We start from the raw sequence: 18,813 nt of genomic DNA on the forward strand, positions 1-18,813 counted from the left end.
CCGCTGATGCGCTGAGGAGGTTTTCACGATGATCCAACGCAGGCACTTCTCGATCGCGGCGGGCGCCGCGGCGCTCGGCGGCTTCGGCCTGGCACGGGCGCAGGGCGAGGCGCCGATCGTGCTGGGCCAGTCCGCCCCCTTCAGCGGGCCGGCCGCGCAGCTCGGCATCCAGTTCCACCAGGGCGCCAAGCTCTACCTGGACCAGCACAACGCGCTGCCCGGCCGCCGGGGCGTGCAGATCAAGTTCCTCGATGACGGCTACGAACCCGACCGCTGCGCCGCCAACACGAAGAAGCTGATCGACGAGGACGTGTTCGCCCTGTTCGGCTACATCGGCACACCCACCAGCCTGGCGGCGCTGCCGCTGGCGGCGAGCGCGAAGACGCCTTTCATCGCGCCCTTCACCGGCGCGATGGCATTGCGCGAGCCCTTCCAACGCAACGTGTTCCACCTGCGCGCCTCGTACAACGACGAGACCGCGCTCATCGTGAAGCAGCTCACCCACCTGGGCCTGAAGCGGATCGCGGTCTTCTACCAGAACGACGCCTACGGCAAGGCGGGCCTGGACGGCGTGACGCTGGCCCTCTCGCAGCAGAACCTCAAGCCCGCCGCGCTCGGGACGGTGGAGCGCAACACGGCGAACGTCGCGGCGGCGGTGAAGGCCATCGTGGCCGAGAAGCCGGACGCGGTGGTCCAGGTGAGCGCCTACAAGTCCTGCGCCGCCTTCATCCGCGAGGCGCGCAAGGCGGGCTACGGGGGCACCTTCTACAACGTGTCCTTCGTCGGCACCCAGGCCCTGGCCGACGAGTTGGGCAAGGAAGGTGCCGGCGTGGTCATCAGCCAGGTCGTGCCCTCGCCCTACTACGCCGCGAACGCCATCACGCGCGAGTTCAACGACGCGGTGAAAAAGAGCAATGGCGCCGCGCAGGCCAACTTCTCCAGCATGGAAGGCTACCTGGCCGCCAAGGTGCTGACGGAAGGCCTGCGCCGCGCGCCCGGCAAACCCTCGCGCGAAAGCCTGATCGCCGGCCTGGAGAGCATCGACCGTCAGCAGTTCGGCGGCTTCGAGGTGTCCTTCTCGCCGCGCAACCACGTGGCGTCGAAGTTCGTCGAGCTGTCGATGATCACCGGCGACGGCCGCATCCGCACCTGATTCAACGCGCAGCCAGGCCGTCGACGGCCTGGAACATCGCCTGCCGCGCCTGGCTGATCACCTGCCCGCGCCAGGCGTCGGTGTCGCTGTAGAAGGCGGTCATCATGCGCGCCTGGATCGCCTCGGCCAGCTCGGCCGGCGCGCCAGGGTGCCGGTGCAGCCAGTGGTCACCGCGCAGCGCAGCCATCACCTCCAGCATCGGCTCGGTGCCGTATTCCAGCGCAATCGCGGTGAACTCGGCCTGCGGACATTCCTCTTCGAGGGCAAATGCCATCAGGCCGGTCAGGAAGGCCGAGGTCGAGGAACCGTCGTACATCGAGGTCACCGGCGCGGCCGGCGTGCCCCACCAGGCGTTGGCGCGTGCATAGGCCGCAGCATCGTCGCGGCAAGCGAAGATGCGCTCGCCGATGCCGTTGGGCCCGAGGCCCGTGTGCACGTCGATCCAGCCGACCCGGCGCGCCCGGCCGGCATGGGTGCGCAGCACCTCGCGCACGGTCCGGTTGCTCCAGGTCGGTGCGGCCCCGCCGTAGAACAGGCCGTCGGCGAACTGGTATTGGCCGCGGCTGACGGCCGCCTGATAGAAATCCAGGCCCTCGCGCGCGATCAGCGCATCGATCTCGGCCTGGTTGGCCGCCGTCGGCGGCCAGGTCTCGGGCAGCAGCAGTGCATGCAGGCTGGCATAGGCCTCGTTGACCGGCAACGGCTTCGAGAAATCGAGGAAGTTGCGGTTCAGGTCCACGTTCTCCTGCGTCACCCGCCGGCCGTGCGAGAAGCCGTGGGGGTTGAGCGCATGCAGGTACAGCACCGCCACGCCCTGGCCGCGCGCCTTCTCGCGCCACTCGGCATCGTGCAGCGCGAAGACCTGCACGCCGCTGCCGCAATGGCCCTCGACCCCGTGGCAGCCGCTGCTGACGATCAGCAGGCTGTCGGCATCCGCCGCGCCGTCGAGCGCGACGTCCAGCGCCAGTTCCTCGCCATCGCGGCCCCGGAGCGGATGCACGTGGGATTGCACGGCCAGCCCGGCGGCGGCGCAGGCCTCGAGAAACCGGCGGCGCGCCTGCGCGTACCGGGGCGCGAAAGCCTCGCCGACGCCGATCATGCGGCGCGCCCCTCGGCCACGCCGGGGCTGCGCAGGAACTCCTCCGCCAGCCGCACCCAGCAGGTCGCGCCCAGCGGGATCAGATCGTCGTTGAAGTCGTAGCTCGCGTTGTGCAGCATGCAGGGCCCGCCGCCATGGTGCAGGTCGCGGTGGCTGCCGTCGCCGTTGCCGATGAAGGCATAGGCACCCGGCCGGGCCTGCAGCATGAAGGAAAAGTCCTCGGCCGTCATCGCGGGATCCTGCACCAGCACGTTGTCCTCGCCCACGATGCCGGCCATCACCCGGCGGGCGAAGTTCGCCTCGGCCGCCGTGTTGATGGTGGGCGGGTAGTTGCGGTGGAAATGGAAGTCGCACTCCGCGTCGTGCGCTGCGCTCACGTGCTCGGCAATCTTCCTCATGCGCGCCTCGATCAGGTCCAGCACTTCCAGCGTGAAGGTGCGCACCGTGCCCTTGAGCTCGCAGGCGTCGGGGATGACGTTGCTGGCCTCGCCGGCGTGGATCATGGTGACCGAGATCACGCCGGCCTCTGTCGGCTTCTTGTTGCGGGTGATGATGGTCTGGAAGGCCTGCACCATCTCGCAGGCGACCGGCACCGGGTCGATGCCGGTGTGCGGCAGCGCCGCATGGCCGCCCTTGCCGCGGATGGTGATGGTGAACTCGTTGCTCGACGCCATCGCCGGCCCGGGACTGACCGCAAACTGGCCGGCCTTCATGCCCGGCCAGTTGTGCATGCCGAACACAGCCTCCATCGGGAACTGCTCGAACAGGCCCTCCTTGATCATCTCGCGCGCGCCGCCGCCGCCCTCCTCTGCCGGCTGGAAGATCAGGTAGACCGTGCCGTCGAAGTTGCGGTGCCTGGCCAGATGCTGCGCCGCCGCAAGAAGCATCGCCGTGTGGCCATCGTGGCCACAGGCGTGCATCTTGCCCGGGTGCTTGCTGGCATGGGCGAAGGTGTTGAGTTCCGTCACCGGCAGGGCGTCCATGTCGGCGCGCAGGCCCACCGCGCGGGGGCTGGTGCCGTTCTGCACGATGCCGATCACGCCGGTGGTGCCCAGGCCCCGGTGGATCGGGATGCCCCACTCCGTCAGCTTGGCCGCCACCACGTCGGCGGTGCGCACTTCCTGGAAGCAGAGTTCGGGATGGGCATGGAGGTCACGCCGGACGGCGGCGATGCCGCCCGCTTGGGTGACCAAGGAGTCGATTAATTTCATGAGGCCGAGTCTAGGCTTTGCAGAAAAAAAACTCACCCCCAGGCTCGGCCACCAGGCTGGTTGGGGCCATCCTTGAGGCTCCCCGGCTCGAAGGACGGCACCAGCACCGGCGCGCCGCGGCTGTTCCAGCCGGCGGCCTCGAGATGGCGATCAGCTTGTCCTCCATCGGCAGCCCGAGGTCGCGAAAGTAGGTCGGGTTCTTGGTCTCGGGGTAGATGCCGATGGTGCGGCCTGGCGACCGCGGGTGACAGTTTGACGGCGTGTGAGCGTGCCGGGGCAGAACTTTCCGGGACAATGGCCCGCATGCCGCCCCACCACCTCTCCACCCGAAGCCTCGATTTCGCGCAGACGCTGGTGCGGATGAACACCGTCAGCGCCCACAGCAACCTGGAACTGATCGACTTTGCCCGCGACCACCTGGCCGGCCTGGGGGTGCGCAGCCGCCTCACCTACAACGCCGACAAGACCAAGGCCAACCTGTTCGCCACCCTGGGGGCGGGCAAACCAGCCGGCGTGATCGTCTCGGGCCACACCGACACCGTACCGTGGGACGGCCAGGCCTGGAGCGTGGACCCGCTGTCGGCCATCGTGCAGGATTGGCCGCAGGACGAGCACGACGGCGAGGCCATGCAGGTCGAGCCCCGGCTCTACGGCCGAGGCTCGGCCGACATGAAAAGCTTCATCGCGATCGCGCTGGCCAACGCCCAGCACTTCCTCGAGAGCGACTCCCCCTTCGCGGTGCACTTCGCCTTCAGCTACGACGAAGAGGTCGGCTGCTTCGGCGTGCGCGATCTGATCGCGGACATGAAGGAGCAGGACATCCGGCCGCTGGCCTGCATCATCGGCGAGCCGACCATGATGGTCCCGGCCATCGCCCACAAGGGCGTGTACCGCTACCGCTGCTGCGTGCGCGGAAAGGAGGCGCATTCCTCGCTGACCCCGCGCTCGGTCAACGCGATCGAGATGGCGGCGCGCCTGGTCGGCAAGCTGCGCGACATGGCCGAGGGCTTCGAGCGCGACGAGCCGCGCTACGCCGGCTTCGACGTCCCCTTCAGCACCGCCAGCGTCGGCCAGTTCCACGGCGGCATCGCCGACAACGTGGTGCCGCGCGACGCCGAGTTCCGCTACGAGTTCCGCGACCTGCCGACGGCCGACGCGCAGAGGATGCAGAAGGAGATCCGCCTGCACGCCAACCGCCTCGAGGCCGGCATGAAGAAGATCGCGCCCGAGGCCGGCTTCAGCTTCGAGACCATCTGCGAGATCCCCAGCTTCCTGAGCAGCGCCGACGACCCGGTCACCCGGCTCGCGCAGCGCCTGTCGGGCGAATCGGGCACCGCGCTGGTCGCCTTCGGCACCGAGGCCGGCATCTTCAAGCAGGCCGGCATCCCGACGGTGGTGTGCGGCCCCGGCAGCATCACCCAGGCGCATCAGCCCGACGAGTACGTGACGCTGGCCCAGCTCGCGCGCTGCGAGCAGTTCATGCAGGGGCTGGCGGCCACCCGGGAGATCCGCTGAAGCGCGTCGCCCTCGGCCTGCTCGGCGCCGCCGCCCTGCTCTACGCGGCGGCGACGGCGCTCGCGGCCCGGCACCCGGCCTGGGGCTACGTGGCCGCCTTCGCCGAGGCCGCGATGGTGGGCGCGATCGCCGACTGGTTCGCGGTGGTGGCGCTGTTCCGGCATCCGCTGGGACTGCCGATCCCGCACACCGCGATCATCCCGTCCAACAAGGACCGCATCGGCGCGCGGCTGGCGGGCTTCATCTGCAACAACTTCCTGGCGACGCCGCAGGTGCTGGCCAAGCTCGAGCAGTTCGACCCGGCCACGCGGCTGGCCCATTGGCTCTCGCAGCCGGCCCATGCGGCCGGCCTCGGCGAGCACCTGGTGGCGGCGGCGCGCTATGGCCTCGCGGCCTTCGACAACGCACGCGTGCGCGACTTCCTCGGGCGCATGACGACGGCCGGCCTGGCCCAGCTCGACATCGCGCGGCTGGCGGGCCAGGCGCTGGACGCACTGACCGCCCACGGCCGCCACCAGGCGCTGCTGGACGACGTGCTGGCGCAGGTCGCCGCCGCGGTCGAGGGCGAGGAGGTGCAGCTGCAGATCACCGACGCCATCGCCCGCGAGATCCGGGCGCTGCGCTACGTGGGCCTGGACCAGGTCACGGCCCGGCTTGCCACCCGCAAGGTGGTGGCGGCGGCCGCGCGCACGGTCGCCGAGATGGCGGGCGACCCGGCCCACCCCATGCGCCTGCGCTTCGACGCCTTCATGCGCGAGTTCGTCGAGCGGCTCAAGACCGACCCGGAGTTCCAGCGCCGCGGCGAGGCCATCCGCGCCGAGCTGCAGGCACACCCCGCCATCGGCGATTACCTCCACGGGCTGTGGAGCGAGCTGCTGGCCTGGCTGCACGAGGACCTGGCGAGCAGCGGATCGAGCATCCGGCAGCGCATCGTCGCCCTGGCCGGCACGATGGGCACTCGGCTGTCGGCCGACGAGGCGATGCGGCGCTGGATCAACGAGCAGGTCCTGGACGCCGCACCGCGCGCAATCGAGCGCTACCGGGAGGACATCCGCCGCTACATCGTGGAGCGCGTGGGGCAGTGGAACGCGGAAGAGATGAGCGTCGAGCTGGAGAAGCACATCGGCCGGGACCTGCAGTTCATCCGGATCAACGGGACCCTGGTCGGCGGGCTGGTCGGGCTGGCGATCCACGCGGTCACGCAGGCGCTGGGCTGAGCCCGGGCGCCGAGCGGTGGCCCGCGCGGCGGATCAGGCCCGAAAGCGCCGCCGCGTCAGCCCCAGCGCCACCCAGTACGCCGCCACCGTGTAGCCCACCAGCACGGCCGCATGCCGCCACCAATCGGCCGGCCACTGGTCCATGAACAGCGGCCGCACCAGCGCCACCGCGTTGGCCAGCGGCAGCCAGTTCGCGATGCGGTGGATCACGTCGGGGAGTTGCTCCAGCGGAAAGAACACGCCCGACAGGAACATCATCGGCGTCATGAACAGCGTGAAGTAGTAGGTGAAGAAGTCGTAGCCCTTGGCCAGTGCATTGAAGATCAGCGCGATGCACGAGAAGGTCACGCCCACGCCGGCCAGCACCAGCCAGGCCACCAGCAGCTTGGGGCTGTGGCTGATGCCCAGGCCCAGCATCACCAGCAGGATCGCAGTGGTCGTGAAGATCGCCTTGAAGGCCGCCCACAGCATTTCGGCCAGCACCACGTCGTCCAGGCCCACCGGCGCGTTCATGATCCCGTCCCAGGTCTTCTGCACGTGCATGCGCGAAAAGGCCGAGTACAACGCCTCGAAGGAGGCGGCATTCATCGAGCTCATGCAGATCGAGCCGCTGGCCAGGAACAGGATGTAGGGCACGGAGGTGCCCGCCACCTCCACCCGCCCGACCAGCGCCCCCATGCCGTAGCCGAAGGCGACCAGCCAGATCAGCGGCTCGGCGATGTTGCCGATCAGGCTGGGAATGGCCAGCTTGCGCCACACCAGCAGGTTGCGCAGGAACACCGGCCACCAGCGCATCGACAGCTCGGGCGGACGCCACACCGAGGGCGTCGCAGGCAATGCGTCATGGATCAGGGCGCTCATTCAGCCGTCCTCTCGGATCTGGCGGCCGGTCAGCTTGAGGAACAGATCCTCCAGATTGGCGGGCCGATGGAAGGTGCGCAGGCCCTTGTGGGCATCGAGCGCATTCAGCAGGCCGCGCGCGTCCTGCGTGTAGAAGAACACCGTCTCGCCGCTCACCTCCACGCGCGCCGCGAAGTCCTTGAGCGGCGACTGCGCCAGGGCCAGCGCACCGTTGCCATAGACCTCCACCACGTCCGGCTCCAGGTGCTCGGCGATCAGGTCGCGCGGCCGGCCCTCGGCGATCTTGCGGCCATGGTCGATCACGATCAGCCGCGAGCACAGGCGCTCGGCCTCGTCCATGAAGTGCGTGGTCAGCAGGATCGACTTGCCCTGCTGCAGCAGCAGTTGCAGCCGCTCCCACATCAGGTGCCGCGCCTGCGGGTCGAGTCCCGTGGTGGGCTCGTCCAGCATCAGCAGCTTCGGGTCGTTGACCAGCGCCCGCGCCAGCGACAGCCGGCGGCGCATGCCACCCGACAGCTCGCCCGGCTTGGCATCGGCCTTGTGCGAGAGGGCCGCGAACTCCAGCAGTTGCGGGATGCGCGGCGTGATCTCGCGCCGGCTCATGCCGAAGTAGCGCGCATAGACCATGAGGTTCTCGGCGCAGCTGAAGTCCGGGTCCAGCGTGTCGAACTGGCTCACCACGCCGAGCTGCGCCTTGATCGCGCGCCCATCGCGCGGCATCGTCAGCCCGCCCAGCGCTTCGATGGAGCCGCCGTCGGGTGCGGTGAGTCCGAGGCACATGCGGATGGTCGTGGTCTTGCCGGCGCCGTTGGGCCCGATCACACCCAGGCATTCGCCGGGCTCGATCGCAAAGGAGAAGTCATCGACCACCGTGACATCGCCGTAGCGCTTGAAGAGGTGGCTGGCCTGGAACAGCGGGGAAGATGTGGCGGGTGAAGACACCGGGGCATTTTGGCGCAAGGCCGAAGGCGGCCCGGTCACAGATTCAAACCCTGGAATTCGTCCTTCATCCAGTCGATGAAGGCCCGCGTGCGGGCCGGCAGCAGGCGCGCGTGCGGGTAGATCACGCTCACCGGCCGCGGCGCCGTCTCGAAGGCCTCCAGCACAATGCGAAGCCGCCCCTCCCGTACCAGCAGCAGCACCTGGTAGGAGAAGAAGAAGCCGAAGCCCATGCCCGCCGCGCAGGCCTCCACCGCCGGCGCGATGTGGTTGAACTCCAGATTGCCGCGCGCCGCGACCGTGAAGCTGCGGCCGTTCTCGCGAAAGTGCACGGGCGCCCCGGGCATCACGCGCACACAGTTGGCATGCAGCAATTCGCGCGGATGGCGCGGCACGCCGTTCTCGCGCAGGTACTGCGGACTCGCCACCACCACCCGGCGGATGCTGCCGAGCTGCTGCGCGACCAGAGACGAATCTTCCAGCGGGCTGATGCGGATGCCCACGTCGATGCCCTCCTCCAGCAGGTTCACCGTGCGGTCGTGCAGCAGCACGCTGCAGCGCATCTTGTCGTAGCGCTTCAGGAATCGCACGATCGCCGGCGCCACGTACATGTGACCGAACAGCACCGGCGCGGTGACGGTGAGCTGCCCGGCCGGCTCGGCCGCCTCCGTGGAGAGCGCGCGATCGGCGGCATCGGCCGCGGCCAGCACCTCGCGTGCGCTCGCGAGGTACTGGCGCCCCTCCTCGGTCAGGTTGATGCGGCGCGTGGTGCGGTGGAACAGGCGCACGCCCAGGTGAGCCTCCAGCGCCGCCAGGGAGCGCACCACGGCAGGCAGGGAACTGTCCAGCGCATCGGCGGCCCGGGTCAGGCTGCCGTGGTCGGCGATCTGCACGAAGGTGTGCATGGCTTTGAGGCGGTCCATGGCGCGATTAGACCGCGGATTAGACCGGAAACTGCAGCAGTGAAATACGCCTGCCCCCATTACTCCAAGGAAGGCAGCAAAGAACAATCGGAGCTCTTCCCCCACATGGAGAAATCCGATGCCCGCCGCCCGCCCTGCCCGTCCGATCACCGTCTACAACTCGACCATCTCCGGCCACTGCCACCGCGTGCGCCTGTTCCTCTCGCTGCTGGACCTGCCCTTCGAAGTCGTCGAGGTGGACCTCCGGGCCGGCGCCCAGCGCAGGCCCGAGTTCCTGCGTCTCAACGCCTTCGGCCAGGTGCCGGTGATCCAGGACGGCGAGGTGACGCTGGCCGATTCCAACGCCATCCTGCTCTACCTCAACGAGCACTACGCCCCCGACCCGGCGCGCTGGCTGCCGCGCGATGCGCTGGGCGCGGCACGCGTGCAGCGCTGGCTCTCGGTGGCGGCCGGCCCGCTGGCGCAGGGGCCCTCGATGGCCCGCGTGATCGTGCTCTTCGGGCTGGCCACCGACCCCTCCGACGTGATCGCGCGTTCCCACAACCTGTTGAAGGTGATGGAGCAGGAGCTGGCCACGCAGCCCTTCCTGGCCGGTGACAGCGTGACCCTCGCGGATATCGCCAACTACAGCTACGTGGCCCATGTGCCCGAAGGCAACGTATCGCTCGCAGCCTATCCCCGCGTACGGGACTGGCTGGCGCGCATCGAGGCGCTGCCGGGCTTCGTCCCGATGCTTCGTTCACCCATCGGGCTGGCAGCATGACCACGGCGGCCTGGCACGAAGGCGAGCGGCGGCTGCAGGCGCGCGCCGGCGTCGCCGAGCGCATGGCCGAGATCGGGCCGCGCGTGCTGCGCGACTACATGCCGGACCAGCATCGCAGCTTCTTCGCGCAACTGCCCTTCCTGGTCGCGGGCAGCCTCGATGCCGAAGGCCAGCCCTGGGCCAGCATACTGGCGGCGCCGCCCGGCTTCGCGCATTCGCCCGATCCGCGCCACCTGCGCATCGATGCCTTGCCGATGGCGAGCGATCCGCTGGCCGGTGCGCTGGCGACCGGCGCGCCGATCGCGCTGCTTGGCATCGAGCCGCACACGCGCCGGCGCAACCGCATGAACGGCGCAGTGGAAGCGATCGACGGCCGCGGCTTCTCGGTCGAGGTCGGTCAGAGCTTCGGCAACTGCCCGAAATACATCCAGGCGCGCGAGCCGTTCTTCACGGGTGGCGCGGCAGACGCGCATTTCGGACCGCGCATGGAAAGCCTCGACGCGCGGGCCCGGCAGATGGTCCGCACGGCCGACACCTTCTTCATCGCCACCGCGCATCCGTCGGCGGGCCGGGCCGGCGCGCCGGCCCATGGCGTGGACGTCTCGCACCGCGGCGGCCGGCCGGGCTTCGTGCGCCTGGACGACGACGACACGATGACGGTGCCGGAGTTCATGGGCAACTTCTTCTTCAACACGCTGGGCAACATCGCGGTGAACCCCGTGGCCGGACTGCTGTTCGTCGACTTCGACAGCGGCGACCTGCTCCAGGTGGCGGTGACGGCGGAAGTGCTGTGGGATGGCGCGGAACTCGCCTCCTTCGAAGGCGCCGAGCGGCTGCTGCGCATGCGGGTGGTGGCGGCCCGGCATGCTGCCGCCGCGTTGCCCCTGCGCTTCGGGCCGGCCAGCCTGTCGCCCTTCCTGGAAGCCACCGGCCGCTGGCGCGCCACCGCCTGACCCGCTCAGCGAAAGACCGGGATGCGCGCGTTGGCGGACGGCCGGTAGTCCCAGCCGCGTTCGGCCAATCCGGCCGGATCCAGCCCGCCTGCCAGCAGCGCCTCGACACCCGCGGCTGCCAGCGTGCAAGCCAGCGCCTGGCCCGGGCAGGCATGCAGGCCATGGCCGAAGCCCAGCATGCGGCGCTCGGCACGTTGCAGGTCGAAGCGGTCGGGCGCCGGATTCAGCGCCGGATCGCGGTGGGCGGCGCCCAGCACCAGCAGCACTGCATCGCCCGCGGCCAGCGCGGTGCCGGCCACGGTCAGCGGCTCGGCGGCGAAGCGCCGCGTGTTCTGCACCGACGGGTCGTGGCGCGCCGTCTCCGCCACCAGCGCCTCCAGCAGCAGGGGCTGCGCCGTGATCTGGGCATGGAGCCCGGGCTCGCGCGCCAGCACCACCAGGCTGTTGCCCATCAGGCCGGCGGTGGCCTCGCAGGTCTGCGACAGCAGGCCGACCAGGTTGGCCAATAGCGCGCGCGAGCCGTCGTCCGGCGCCTGCCCGCGCACGGCGGCGAGCAGGCTGTCCTCGCGGGCAGGCCGCGCGGCGACGAGTGCCTCGAAGCGCGCCATCAGGGCGGCTGCGGCCTCGCTCGCGGCCTGCAACTGTGCCTCGCTGGACAAGGGCGACAGGCAGGCGACGAAGTCGCGCGTCCAGGCCGCGAGCGGCGGCAAGGCCTCGTCGTCGAAGCCCAGCAGATGGGCCACGCCCGCCACCGGCCACGTGAAGCAAGCTTCGGCCGCCGTGGCGGCCGGCAGCTGCGGCGCGATGCGCCGCATGCCGGCCCGCGCAATCCCCAGGTCGAGCCCGGCCAAGGCCCGCTGCAGCACCGGCTTGTGGGCCGCGTGCGGCGCGCCGTCGTTCATGCGCACCAGCCGGCCGAACAACTCGCCGGCCGGCGTGCCGGCGATGGCGCGCGGCACCGGCTCCGCCGCCGGCCGCACGCGCATCGCGGGATGCGCGAGCACCTCGCGCATGACCTCGGCACGGCTCGCGACCCAGAGGCGCAGGCCCTCGTCGCGCACCAGCGCCGGGCCCTCGCGCAGGCGCGCGTACCAGGGGTAGGGATCAGGATGGGTGACGGCCGCGATGGCGTCGGCCGGTGGGGCGAGGGAGTCGTTCATGCCCGCAGTGTGGCCTTTCCCGTGCGCCCACACTTCGCCTAGCATCGAAATATGGATGCACCCACCGCCGACTCACACCTGGCGCGCCTGGCCGGCGCCATCGCCGAACCCGCCCGCGCCCGCATGCTGTGCTGCCTGCTGGACGGCCATGCCCGCACTGCCACCGAGCTGGCGGCCGTGGGCGAGGTCGCGGCCTCCACCGCCAGCGCCCACCTGGCGCGGCTCAAGGAGCAGCGCCTGGTGGAATCGGTGGCCCAGGGCAAGCACCGCTACTTCCGGCTCGCAGGCAGCGAGGTGGCCGCGGTACTCGAGGGTTTGCTGGTGGTGGCCGGCGCGCCGCGCAGCGGCTTCCAGCCCTCCACGCCCAGCCGGCTGCGCGTTGCCCGCACCTGCTACGACCACATGGCCGGCACCGCCGGCGTGGCGCTGCACGACCGGCTGCATGCCCAGGGCTGGCTGCACGCCGTGGCCGAGGGCGGCGCCTACGAGCTCAGCCCCGAGGGCGCGCTGGCACTGGAGAGCCTGGGCATCGACGTCGCCGAGGCGCGGCGCTCGCGCCGCCGCTTCGCCTGCGCCTGCCTGGACTGGAGCGAACGGCGGCCGCACCTCGGCGGCGCGCTCGGCGCGGCCTGCCTGCAGCTGGCGCTGCGCCGGGGCTGGGTGCGGCAGGAGCTCGACGGCCGGGCGCTGGCGCTGATGCCGAAAGCGCGGCGCGAGATGCCTGAACTCTTCGGCCTGTCCTGAAGCGACCACACCCCCTGGCGGCGAGCGCAGCGACGCCCCTTCGGGAAACACCGCGGAACCGGCTTTGCCGGGCCGCCGGTGTTGCCCCCGGTGAGCGGGTTGGCGCACCACACGAAGTGGGGGCGCCTGGGGGAGAGCTACTGAAACGCCACCTCCGCGAAGCTGCGCAGCTTGCGGCTGTGCAGCCGGGTGGTGCCCTCGCTGCGCAGCACCTCGATGGCGGCCATGCCGATGCGCAGGTGCTGCTCGACCCGCTCGCGGTAGAAATGGTTGGCCATGCCCGGCAGCTTGATCTCCCCGTGCAGCGGCTTGTCGCTCACGCACAGCAGGGTGCCGTAGGGCACGCGGAAGCGGAAGCCGTTGGCCGCGATGGTGGCGCTCTCCATGTCCAGCGCCACCGCGCGGCTCTGGCTGAAGCGGCGCTGCGGCTGGTTGCCCGGCAGCAGCTCCCAGTTGCGGTTGTCGGTGCTGGCCACAGTGCCGGTGCGCATGATCTTCTTGAGTGCAGGGCCCTCCATGCCGGTGACATCGGCCACCGCCTTCTCCAGTGCGAGCTGGATCTCCGACAGCGCCGGGATCGGCACCCACAGGGGCAGCTCCTCGTCCAGCACGTGGTCTTCGCGCACGTAGGCGTGGGCCAGCACGTAGTCGCCCAGCCGCTGCCCCTGGCGCAGGCCGGCGCAGTGGCCCAGCATCATCCAGGCATGCGGGCGCAGCACCGCCACGTGGTCGGTGATGGTCTTGGCATTGGCCGGCCCGACGCCGATGTTGACCATGGTGATGCCGCTGCAGTCCTCGCGCACCAGGTGGTAGGCCGGCATCTGCGGCAGGCGCCCGGGCGGCGTGCCCTGGCTGCCGTCGAGCAGCGAGCCGTAGAAGGCGCTCGAGCCCGCCGCCAGCCCGCGCCGGCGCGTGACCACGTTGCCGGGCTCGATGAAGGCGATGTACTCGCTGTTCTCGTCGGCCATGGCCTCGCGGCCCAGCCGCACGAACTCGTCGATGTAGAACTGGTAGTTGGTGAACAGCACGAAGTTCTGGAACCACTCGGGCGCGGTGCCGGTGTAGTGGCGCAGCCGGTGCAGCGAGTAGTCCACCCGCGCCGCGGTGAAGAGCGCCAGCGGCTGCGCCTCGCCCGGCCGGGCCTCGAAGGTGCCGTTGGCGATGCCGTCGTCCATGGCGCCCAGGTCGGGCAGGTCGAACACGTCGCGCATCAGCGCGCGCCGCTCGGGGCTCAGGTCACCCTCGATGTGATCGTTCTCGGCAAAGGAGAAGTGGATCGGGATCGGCTGGGTGCTGGTGCCGATCTCCAGTTCGACGTCGTGGTTCTCCAGCAGCAGGCGGAATTGGTCGCGGTAGTAGCGCTCGAACAGGTCGGGCCGCGTCAGCGTGGTCTCGTAGCGGCCCGGGCCGGCCACGAAGCCGTAGCTGAGCCAGGCATTGGCCGCAGGCGTGCGGCGCGAGACGGTGTGCGTGTGCACCCGCACGAAGGGATAGCAGGCCCGCACCCGGCCCGGCAGGCTCTCCCCGGCGACGAAGCGCGCCATCGCCTCGCGCAGGTGCTTCAGGCCGCCGTCGTAGATGAGCCGCACCTGCTCGAGGGCAGCGACGGGGTCATTGAAGCGGGCCGGGGCGACGAAGGTGGGCATGTAGGGCATGCCGGCATTGTGCTATGCGTCCACGGGGCCGGCGCACACCCTTCCGACTCATCGCATCGCCTCACGACTCTTGGCGTCCACGCTCTCAGTCGCGAGGGGCCGTGACCAAGCCTTCGCCGACGTCCAGGTACTGGGCATCCTTCAGACGGTCGAGCCGGGCGTTGCCGCGAAGCTGCGCATCCAGGGCACCCGCGTTGACCTGGCCGGTCCGCTTCAATTGCCGCTCGGCCCAGAGCGCCGCGATGCCCGCAACATGCGGACTCGCCATGCTCGTTCCGCTCTTGAAGGCGTAGCCTCCATTGCGCTGTGCGGAATAGATGTCGACACCGGGCGCGGCCAGCGCGACCCGGATGTTCGAGAAGGGCGCCACGCCGAGCGCGGTGTGTGGCGCGCCGAGGGATCGCAGTGCCGCCACGGCCACCGTGCCGTCCGCTGCCGCGGGCGGAGAGACTTCGATGGCGTAGTCTCGCCTCGTCTCACGCTGGCTTTCGTTCCCCGCCGCGGCGACCACCAGGGCACTGTTGAAGCGCGCGGCCCGCGCGCGCAGCAGGTTCATCGTTGCATCGAAGAACCGCACGTTGTCCCGATACTGGGCAAGCGCACGCGAGGTGGCGAGTTTCACCGGCAATCCGCGCTCGGCCCAGCGTTGCACCAGTCCCGGGAAATCGAAACCCAGCGACATGTTGACGATGTGGGCGCCCTCATCGGCCGCCCACTGGATGGCATCGATGATGTCCTTGGTGGTGGTGGATTGCCGTTGCCCGATCACCTTGCCGATCAGCGCGCGGCGCACGCCCGGTGCGACGGCATACCGGGGCCCGCTTCCCGATTGGCCGAAGATCGTGCCGGCGACATGCGTTCCGTGGCCGTCCGTGTCGCCATCGCCTTCGCCGGTGAAGTCCTTCTGCACGAGTTCCACACCGCGAAAAGCCTCGTGGCTGGCGTCGATGCCGGTATCGAGAACGGCGACGCTGACGCCATAGCCGAGGTAGGGACTCTGCAGGGCGCCCGTCACGTGGACGCCCCAGGTGGCACCGTCGATGGGCGCAGGCTCCTGCGCCGAGGCGGCGCGGGGAATCGGCTCGATGCGCTGCATGGGCATCGGTTGGGCGATGACAGCGACTTCTCGGTCATGGCGCAGCTCGCGGAGCTCCTGCTCGTCCAGAACCTGGCTGTCGACACGGTATTCGACCTGCGCCGAAGCAGGCGCGGCGCTCTCGCCGGAGCGAACCGCGCTCTCCAACAGGTCGAAGCCGGCATCGCTATCGCTGCCGGTGACTCTGAGGACGAGATAGGCTTCCTTGTCCATGTTCGATTGCTCCCTCACTACTGGTCATCGACGATCACTCGCCCGTTTGTCGAGACAGGATTTCCAACACCCGCGCGACCAGCCGGGCATCGACCGCATCGAGCTCCGCCACGAGCTCGGCTTCGTTGCGTTCCCCGGCCCAGATGCGCTGCACCGGCTCGACCAGCTTGAAACCCTTTCCCTCCAGATCGGTGAGCACCGCCTCGAGCGCCGTTCTTGCCTGGCCGTCGCCCCGCGCCACCGCAGCGATGTCTAGCAGCAGGGGCTCGAACTGTTCGAGCAGCCTGGCGGTGCGCTCGCCCTCGGTGTCACCGCCAGTCCCAATCAAGCCCCCCTCGCGCAGCCGTTGCAGCGTGTGCACTGCTTCGTCCGCGGGCAGGGCCTGCAGGGCCGCACGCAGCGCCTGCGCAAAGGCTTCGCCTTCGAGCTCGAAGGCCGCCTGGATTGCCGGCGGCATCGCCGCCAGCACCTGTGTCTTCCCAGCTCGTTGCTCCCTCTCCTCAAGAGCCATCTGCCAGATTGTCGCCAGCGCTGCGTCCCCGTCAGCAAACGTACGCGGCAGCCGCTCGAACAGCGCGGCCAGGCGCACGCCGGGCACCGCCTCGACTTGTCGGACCACGTCTGCAAATGCCAGGGGGCGAGGCGAGAGGTTGCGGCTGGCCAATGCCCGCAATGTCACCGGCAAGTGCCCCGAGCAAATCTGCACGCACAACACGGTGGCCGCCAGCCGATGGGCCAGCGCCTGCGGCGACTCGCTCGTTGATCGCTCCAGATAGTTCGCCAAGTTGTGGTGGCTGATCGAACAGCCGTCGGGATCGCCGACTTGATATTTGTAGCCGAGGGCCCAACGCTCGAAGCCCGCCGCCTTGTCCGGCGCGCCCGTCTTGTCCTCAAGTTCAGCGAGCGCAGAGAAGACCTTGCCCAGCCCCTCGGGGTCTCGCTCCGCTTCGAAGACCCTCCGGCAGTGGAGCAACAAGGTGCGCGCGTCGTCCAGACGCCCGAGTTCCAGCAGTGGTCCGTAGTCGTTGAAGTGGGTGGCCGCCAATTCCAACGCACCGGCGCCGCGGACCCGCGTACTCTGCATGATCTCTTCGCTCAGCATCAGCGCATCCTCGTAGCGCTTCGAATGCAGCGCGGCCGTGCGACCCGTATCGAGCAGTGTCTCGCGCACGTTCCAGGGGTCCACAGCTTCATCCACCTCACTGACCTCCGGCAGCGCAGCCATCTGCGGCCGCAGCCGCTCGAACGCCTCGCGCACTTCGTCGTAGCGACCGAGTGCGACGAGCATCTGCAGGCGCCGACTCTCGTCGGCGAGCTGGGTCCAGGGGCCGAACCCTGCGTTGCGCGTGTCCTCGGCCTTTGCGTCGGCAACCTGCAGGGCCTCGCCCGACCGGCCGGCGTTCCGCAGCAGGATCATCAGGTCGCTACCAGCCGCAGAGGCCACCCGGTACTGGCCCAAGGCGCGGGCTCGGTCGATCAGGTCGCGCATGCGGCGTTCGGCCTCGTCTTGACGGCCTGCCTTCGCCAGGGTCTTGGCCAAGAGGCCCTGATCGAGAAGCTCCCGCTCGCTGCCGGCAGTGGCCTGGGCGATGCGTTCGAGCAGCGGCAGCGCGAAGGCAATCGTGTCCGGGCTCTTGTCGCGCTGCAGAAGCCGTTCGAGGAGCGTCGCAGCCTCACCCCAGCGCTGGGTGCGCATCAGGTACGGCACCCCACGGCGGGCTGCTTCCTCCACCACCGCCCCACCGCCCTCGCTCTCGGTCTTCAGGCCGCGCAAGACGAGCGTGTTGAAGAATCTGCCAAGCTCGATGTCGGTGGCCTGCAGCAGTTCTGCGTCGGCGCCGGCCAGTGCTGCCTCGGCCACGCCGGGATGGATGTCGTAGCGGGCGTGCCCGGGCTGCGCTGCGTCCGGGCCCGAGCGCACCACCTCCACCAGCCCGGCCTCCTCCAGCGCCTGCAGCGCCGGCTCCAGCCCCTGCCCGGGTTCGGCCCGCGCTGCCACCGCGGCTGCGTCCGCATCCCCCAGCCGTGCAAGCGTGTCGTCCCAATTGGCCAGCACCACCGCGTGCTCTCGGTCCTCCGCCTCCAGCCTGCACAAGAAGCCGAAGAGCCGCTGCGCGGTGGGCGTGAGCCGGGCGAGCACGTCGCCGGTCCAGCCCTGCAGGGCCTGCACGAACTGCTCGGGCTGCTGCCGGCTCTGGCCCTCGCGCGTGCCGCCCTTGGCGAAGAAGGCGTCGAGCAACTCCCCGCTGGCGGCCGACTGCGCCTCGGCTGCCTGCACGCGCTGCTGCAGCGCCACGCGATCGGCGGCCAGCCCATCGGCCAGCTCCATCAGCTTGGGATGGCCCTGCACCACGCGCAGCGTCTGGCGCAGCAGCGCGTGGTCGGCCTCGGCGGCGAACAGCGTGCGCAGCCGCGGCAGTTCGCGCGCCAGCAGCACGCTCTCGGCAAAGCTCAGCGCATGGATCGGCTCGATCTGCACCCGCTCGTCGCGCGCCAGCGCGGCGGGCACGCGCCGGCTGGTGAGCACCACGCGCGACAGCCCCTGGTGCGCCAGCAGCGTGTGCAGCACCTCGCCCCACAGCGGGATGCGCCACTGGTCGCTGTCGGTCAGCAGCGTCTCCAGGTTGTCCAGCACCAGCAGGAAGGCATTCTGCTCGAGCAGTGCGCGCAGGCGCGGCAGGGTGTAGTGGCCGAAGCGCTGCGGGTCGTCCAGCGCCGCAGTCAGCCCCAGTTCGGGGGCGTTCAACTGGCGCTGGATCTCGTGCATCAGGTTGTACAGCGCCGAGGCGATGTCGCTGCCGGCCTCAGGCGCCTGGTACCAGACATGGCCGCTGAAGCGCCCTTGCTCATGCCGATAGGCCAGCTCCAGCGCGCAGGCGCTCTTGCCGGCCCCGGGCATGCCGTGAAAGAGCACGGCGCGCCGGGCGCTGTGTGGTGCCAGGGCCTGGCTGGCATGCAGCATCGGCTGCAGCCGCCCGACGAAGCGCTGTGGCTGCGGCGGAAACCCGATGCTCAGCCCGGTGGTGGGCAGGGTGATCGGCCCGGTGCGCTGGGGTGGGGCCAGCTGCAGCGCGCCAGCCCGCGCCCCGAGCAGCACCGGGGTGAGCCCGGCCAGCACCGAAGAGGCGATGGGCCCCTTGAGTGCGACCTGCAGTGCCAGGTGCAGCGCTGCGGGCAGCCTCTGCTGCTTGTCGAGCAGCTTCTCGTACAGCGCGAGCATGAGTTCGGTGGCAAAGCCGTCGCCCACGGGGTAGCGCATGGCCAGCACCGCGCAGTCGAGCTGCCCGGCCAGCGCATGGCCCAGACTGGGC

The 18,813-nt window shown here is 70.1% G+C and carries 15 protein-coding genes; 6 read left to right on the forward strand and 9 right to left on the reverse strand.

The features are described 5' to 3' along the window. Positions 1-28 precede the first annotated feature (28 nt). Positions 29-1,153 (forward strand): ABC transporter substrate-binding protein, encoded by a 1,125-nt coding sequence (locus tag A8M77_RS13480; protein WP_086922012.1) that lies wholly within the window; start codon positions 29-31, stop codon positions 1,151-1,153. A gap of 1 nt (position 1,154) precedes the next feature. Here A8M77_RS13480 and A8M77_RS13485 read toward each other — a convergent pair whose 3' ends face one another. Then, positions 1,155-2,252, reverse strand: coding sequence for a M14 family metallopeptidase (locus A8M77_RS13485; RefSeq protein WP_086922013.1), 1,098 nt, complete (start codon positions 2,250-2,252; stop codon positions 1,155-1,157). Further along, positions 2,249-3,463: a M20 aminoacylase family protein gene (locus tag A8M77_RS13490; protein ID WP_086922014.1), complete on the reverse strand. Its 1,215-nt coding sequence runs from the start codon at positions 3,461-3,463 to the stop codon at positions 2,249-2,251. Before A8M77_RS13490 ends, A8M77_RS13485 begins: the two co-directional genes overlap by 4 nt. A gap of 303 nt (positions 3,464-3,766) precedes the next feature. Between A8M77_RS13490 and argE the strand changes: the two genes are divergently transcribed. Then, positions 3,767-4,978 carry an acetylornithine deacetylase gene (gene argE, locus A8M77_RS13495; RefSeq protein WP_086922034.1) on the forward strand — a complete coding sequence of 404 codons (1,212 nt, stop codon included), beginning with the start codon at positions 3,767-3,769 and terminating at the stop codon, positions 4,976-4,978. An 89-nt stretch (positions 4,979-5,067) separates the two neighbouring features. After that, positions 5,068-6,195 (forward strand): DUF445 domain-containing protein, encoded by a 1,128-nt coding sequence (locus A8M77_RS13500; RefSeq protein WP_238136813.1) that lies wholly within the window; start codon positions 5,068-5,070, stop codon positions 6,193-6,195. A gap of 33 nt (positions 6,196-6,228) precedes the next feature. Here the strand turns inward: A8M77_RS13500 and A8M77_RS13505 are convergent, their stop codons facing one another. The 3 genes from A8M77_RS13505 to A8M77_RS13515 are packed head-to-tail and all read right to left on the reverse strand — an operon-like array spanning position 6,229 to position 8,918. Continuing rightward, entirely contained in the window at positions 6,229-7,056 is an 828-nt protein-coding gene (locus tag A8M77_RS13505) for an ABC transporter permease (RefSeq protein ID WP_086922015.1), read from the reverse strand. After that, positions 7,057-7,998, reverse strand: a complete 942-nt coding sequence (locus A8M77_RS13510) for an ATP-binding cassette domain-containing protein (protein ID WP_238136814.1) — start codon at positions 7,996-7,998, stop codon at positions 7,057-7,059. It abuts the gene before it with no gap. 35 nt (positions 7,999-8,033) lie between these two features. Continuing rightward, positions 8,034-8,918: a LysR family transcriptional regulator gene (locus A8M77_RS13515; RefSeq protein ID WP_086922017.1), complete on the reverse strand. Its 885-nt coding sequence runs from the start codon at positions 8,916-8,918 to the stop codon at positions 8,034-8,036. Positions 8,919-9,036: 118 nt separating this feature from the next. Here A8M77_RS13515 and A8M77_RS13520 point away from each other — a divergent pair, with 118 nt between their 5' ends. After that, a complete protein-coding gene (locus A8M77_RS13520) occupies positions 9,037-9,681 on the forward strand; it encodes a glutathione S-transferase family protein (RefSeq protein ID WP_086922018.1) in 645 nt (214 codons plus the stop codon). Next, entirely contained in the window at positions 9,678-10,634 is a 957-nt protein-coding gene (locus A8M77_RS13525) for a pyridoxamine 5'-phosphate oxidase family protein (RefSeq protein ID WP_086922019.1), read from the forward strand. The genes A8M77_RS13520 and A8M77_RS13525 overlap by 4 nt, the downstream gene beginning before the upstream one ends. Before the next feature lie 5 nt (positions 10,635-10,639). On the opposite strand, the gene A8M77_RS13530 is transcribed toward A8M77_RS13525, so the two are convergent. Then, entirely contained in the window at positions 10,640-11,794 is a 1,155-nt protein-coding gene (locus A8M77_RS13530) for a cytochrome P450 (protein WP_086922020.1), read from the reverse strand. 51 nt (positions 11,795-11,845) lie between these two features. Here A8M77_RS13530 and A8M77_RS13535 point away from each other — a divergent pair, with 51 nt between their 5' ends. Beyond that, entirely contained in the window at positions 11,846-12,538 is a 693-nt protein-coding gene (locus tag A8M77_RS13535; protein ID WP_086922021.1) for an ArsR/SmtB family transcription factor, read from the forward strand. Positions 12,539-12,675: 137 nt separating this feature from the next. On the opposite strand, the gene A8M77_RS13540 is transcribed toward A8M77_RS13535, so the two are convergent. The 3 genes from A8M77_RS13540 to A8M77_RS13550 all read right to left on the reverse strand — a co-directional run. Next, entirely contained in the window at positions 12,676-14,193 is a 1,518-nt protein-coding gene (locus tag A8M77_RS13540) for an AMP nucleosidase (protein ID WP_086922022.1), read from the reverse strand. Between the two features lie 85 nt (positions 14,194-14,278). Beyond that, positions 14,279-15,502 (reverse strand): S8 family peptidase, encoded by a 1,224-nt coding sequence (locus A8M77_RS13545; protein ID WP_086922023.1) that lies wholly within the window; start codon positions 15,500-15,502, stop codon positions 14,279-14,281. A gap of 34 nt (positions 15,503-15,536) precedes the next feature. Continuing rightward, positions 15,537-18,813, reverse strand: a 3,277-nt coding sequence (locus A8M77_RS13550) for an NB-ARC domain-containing protein (protein ID WP_086922024.1), incomplete at its 5' end; no start/stop codon positions are given.

The sequence above is a fragment of the Variovorax sp. JS1663 genome (assembly GCF_002157355.1).
In the GTDB taxonomy this organism is placed as follows: Bacteria; Pseudomonadota; Gammaproteobacteria; order Burkholderiales; family Burkholderiaceae_C; genus Variovorax.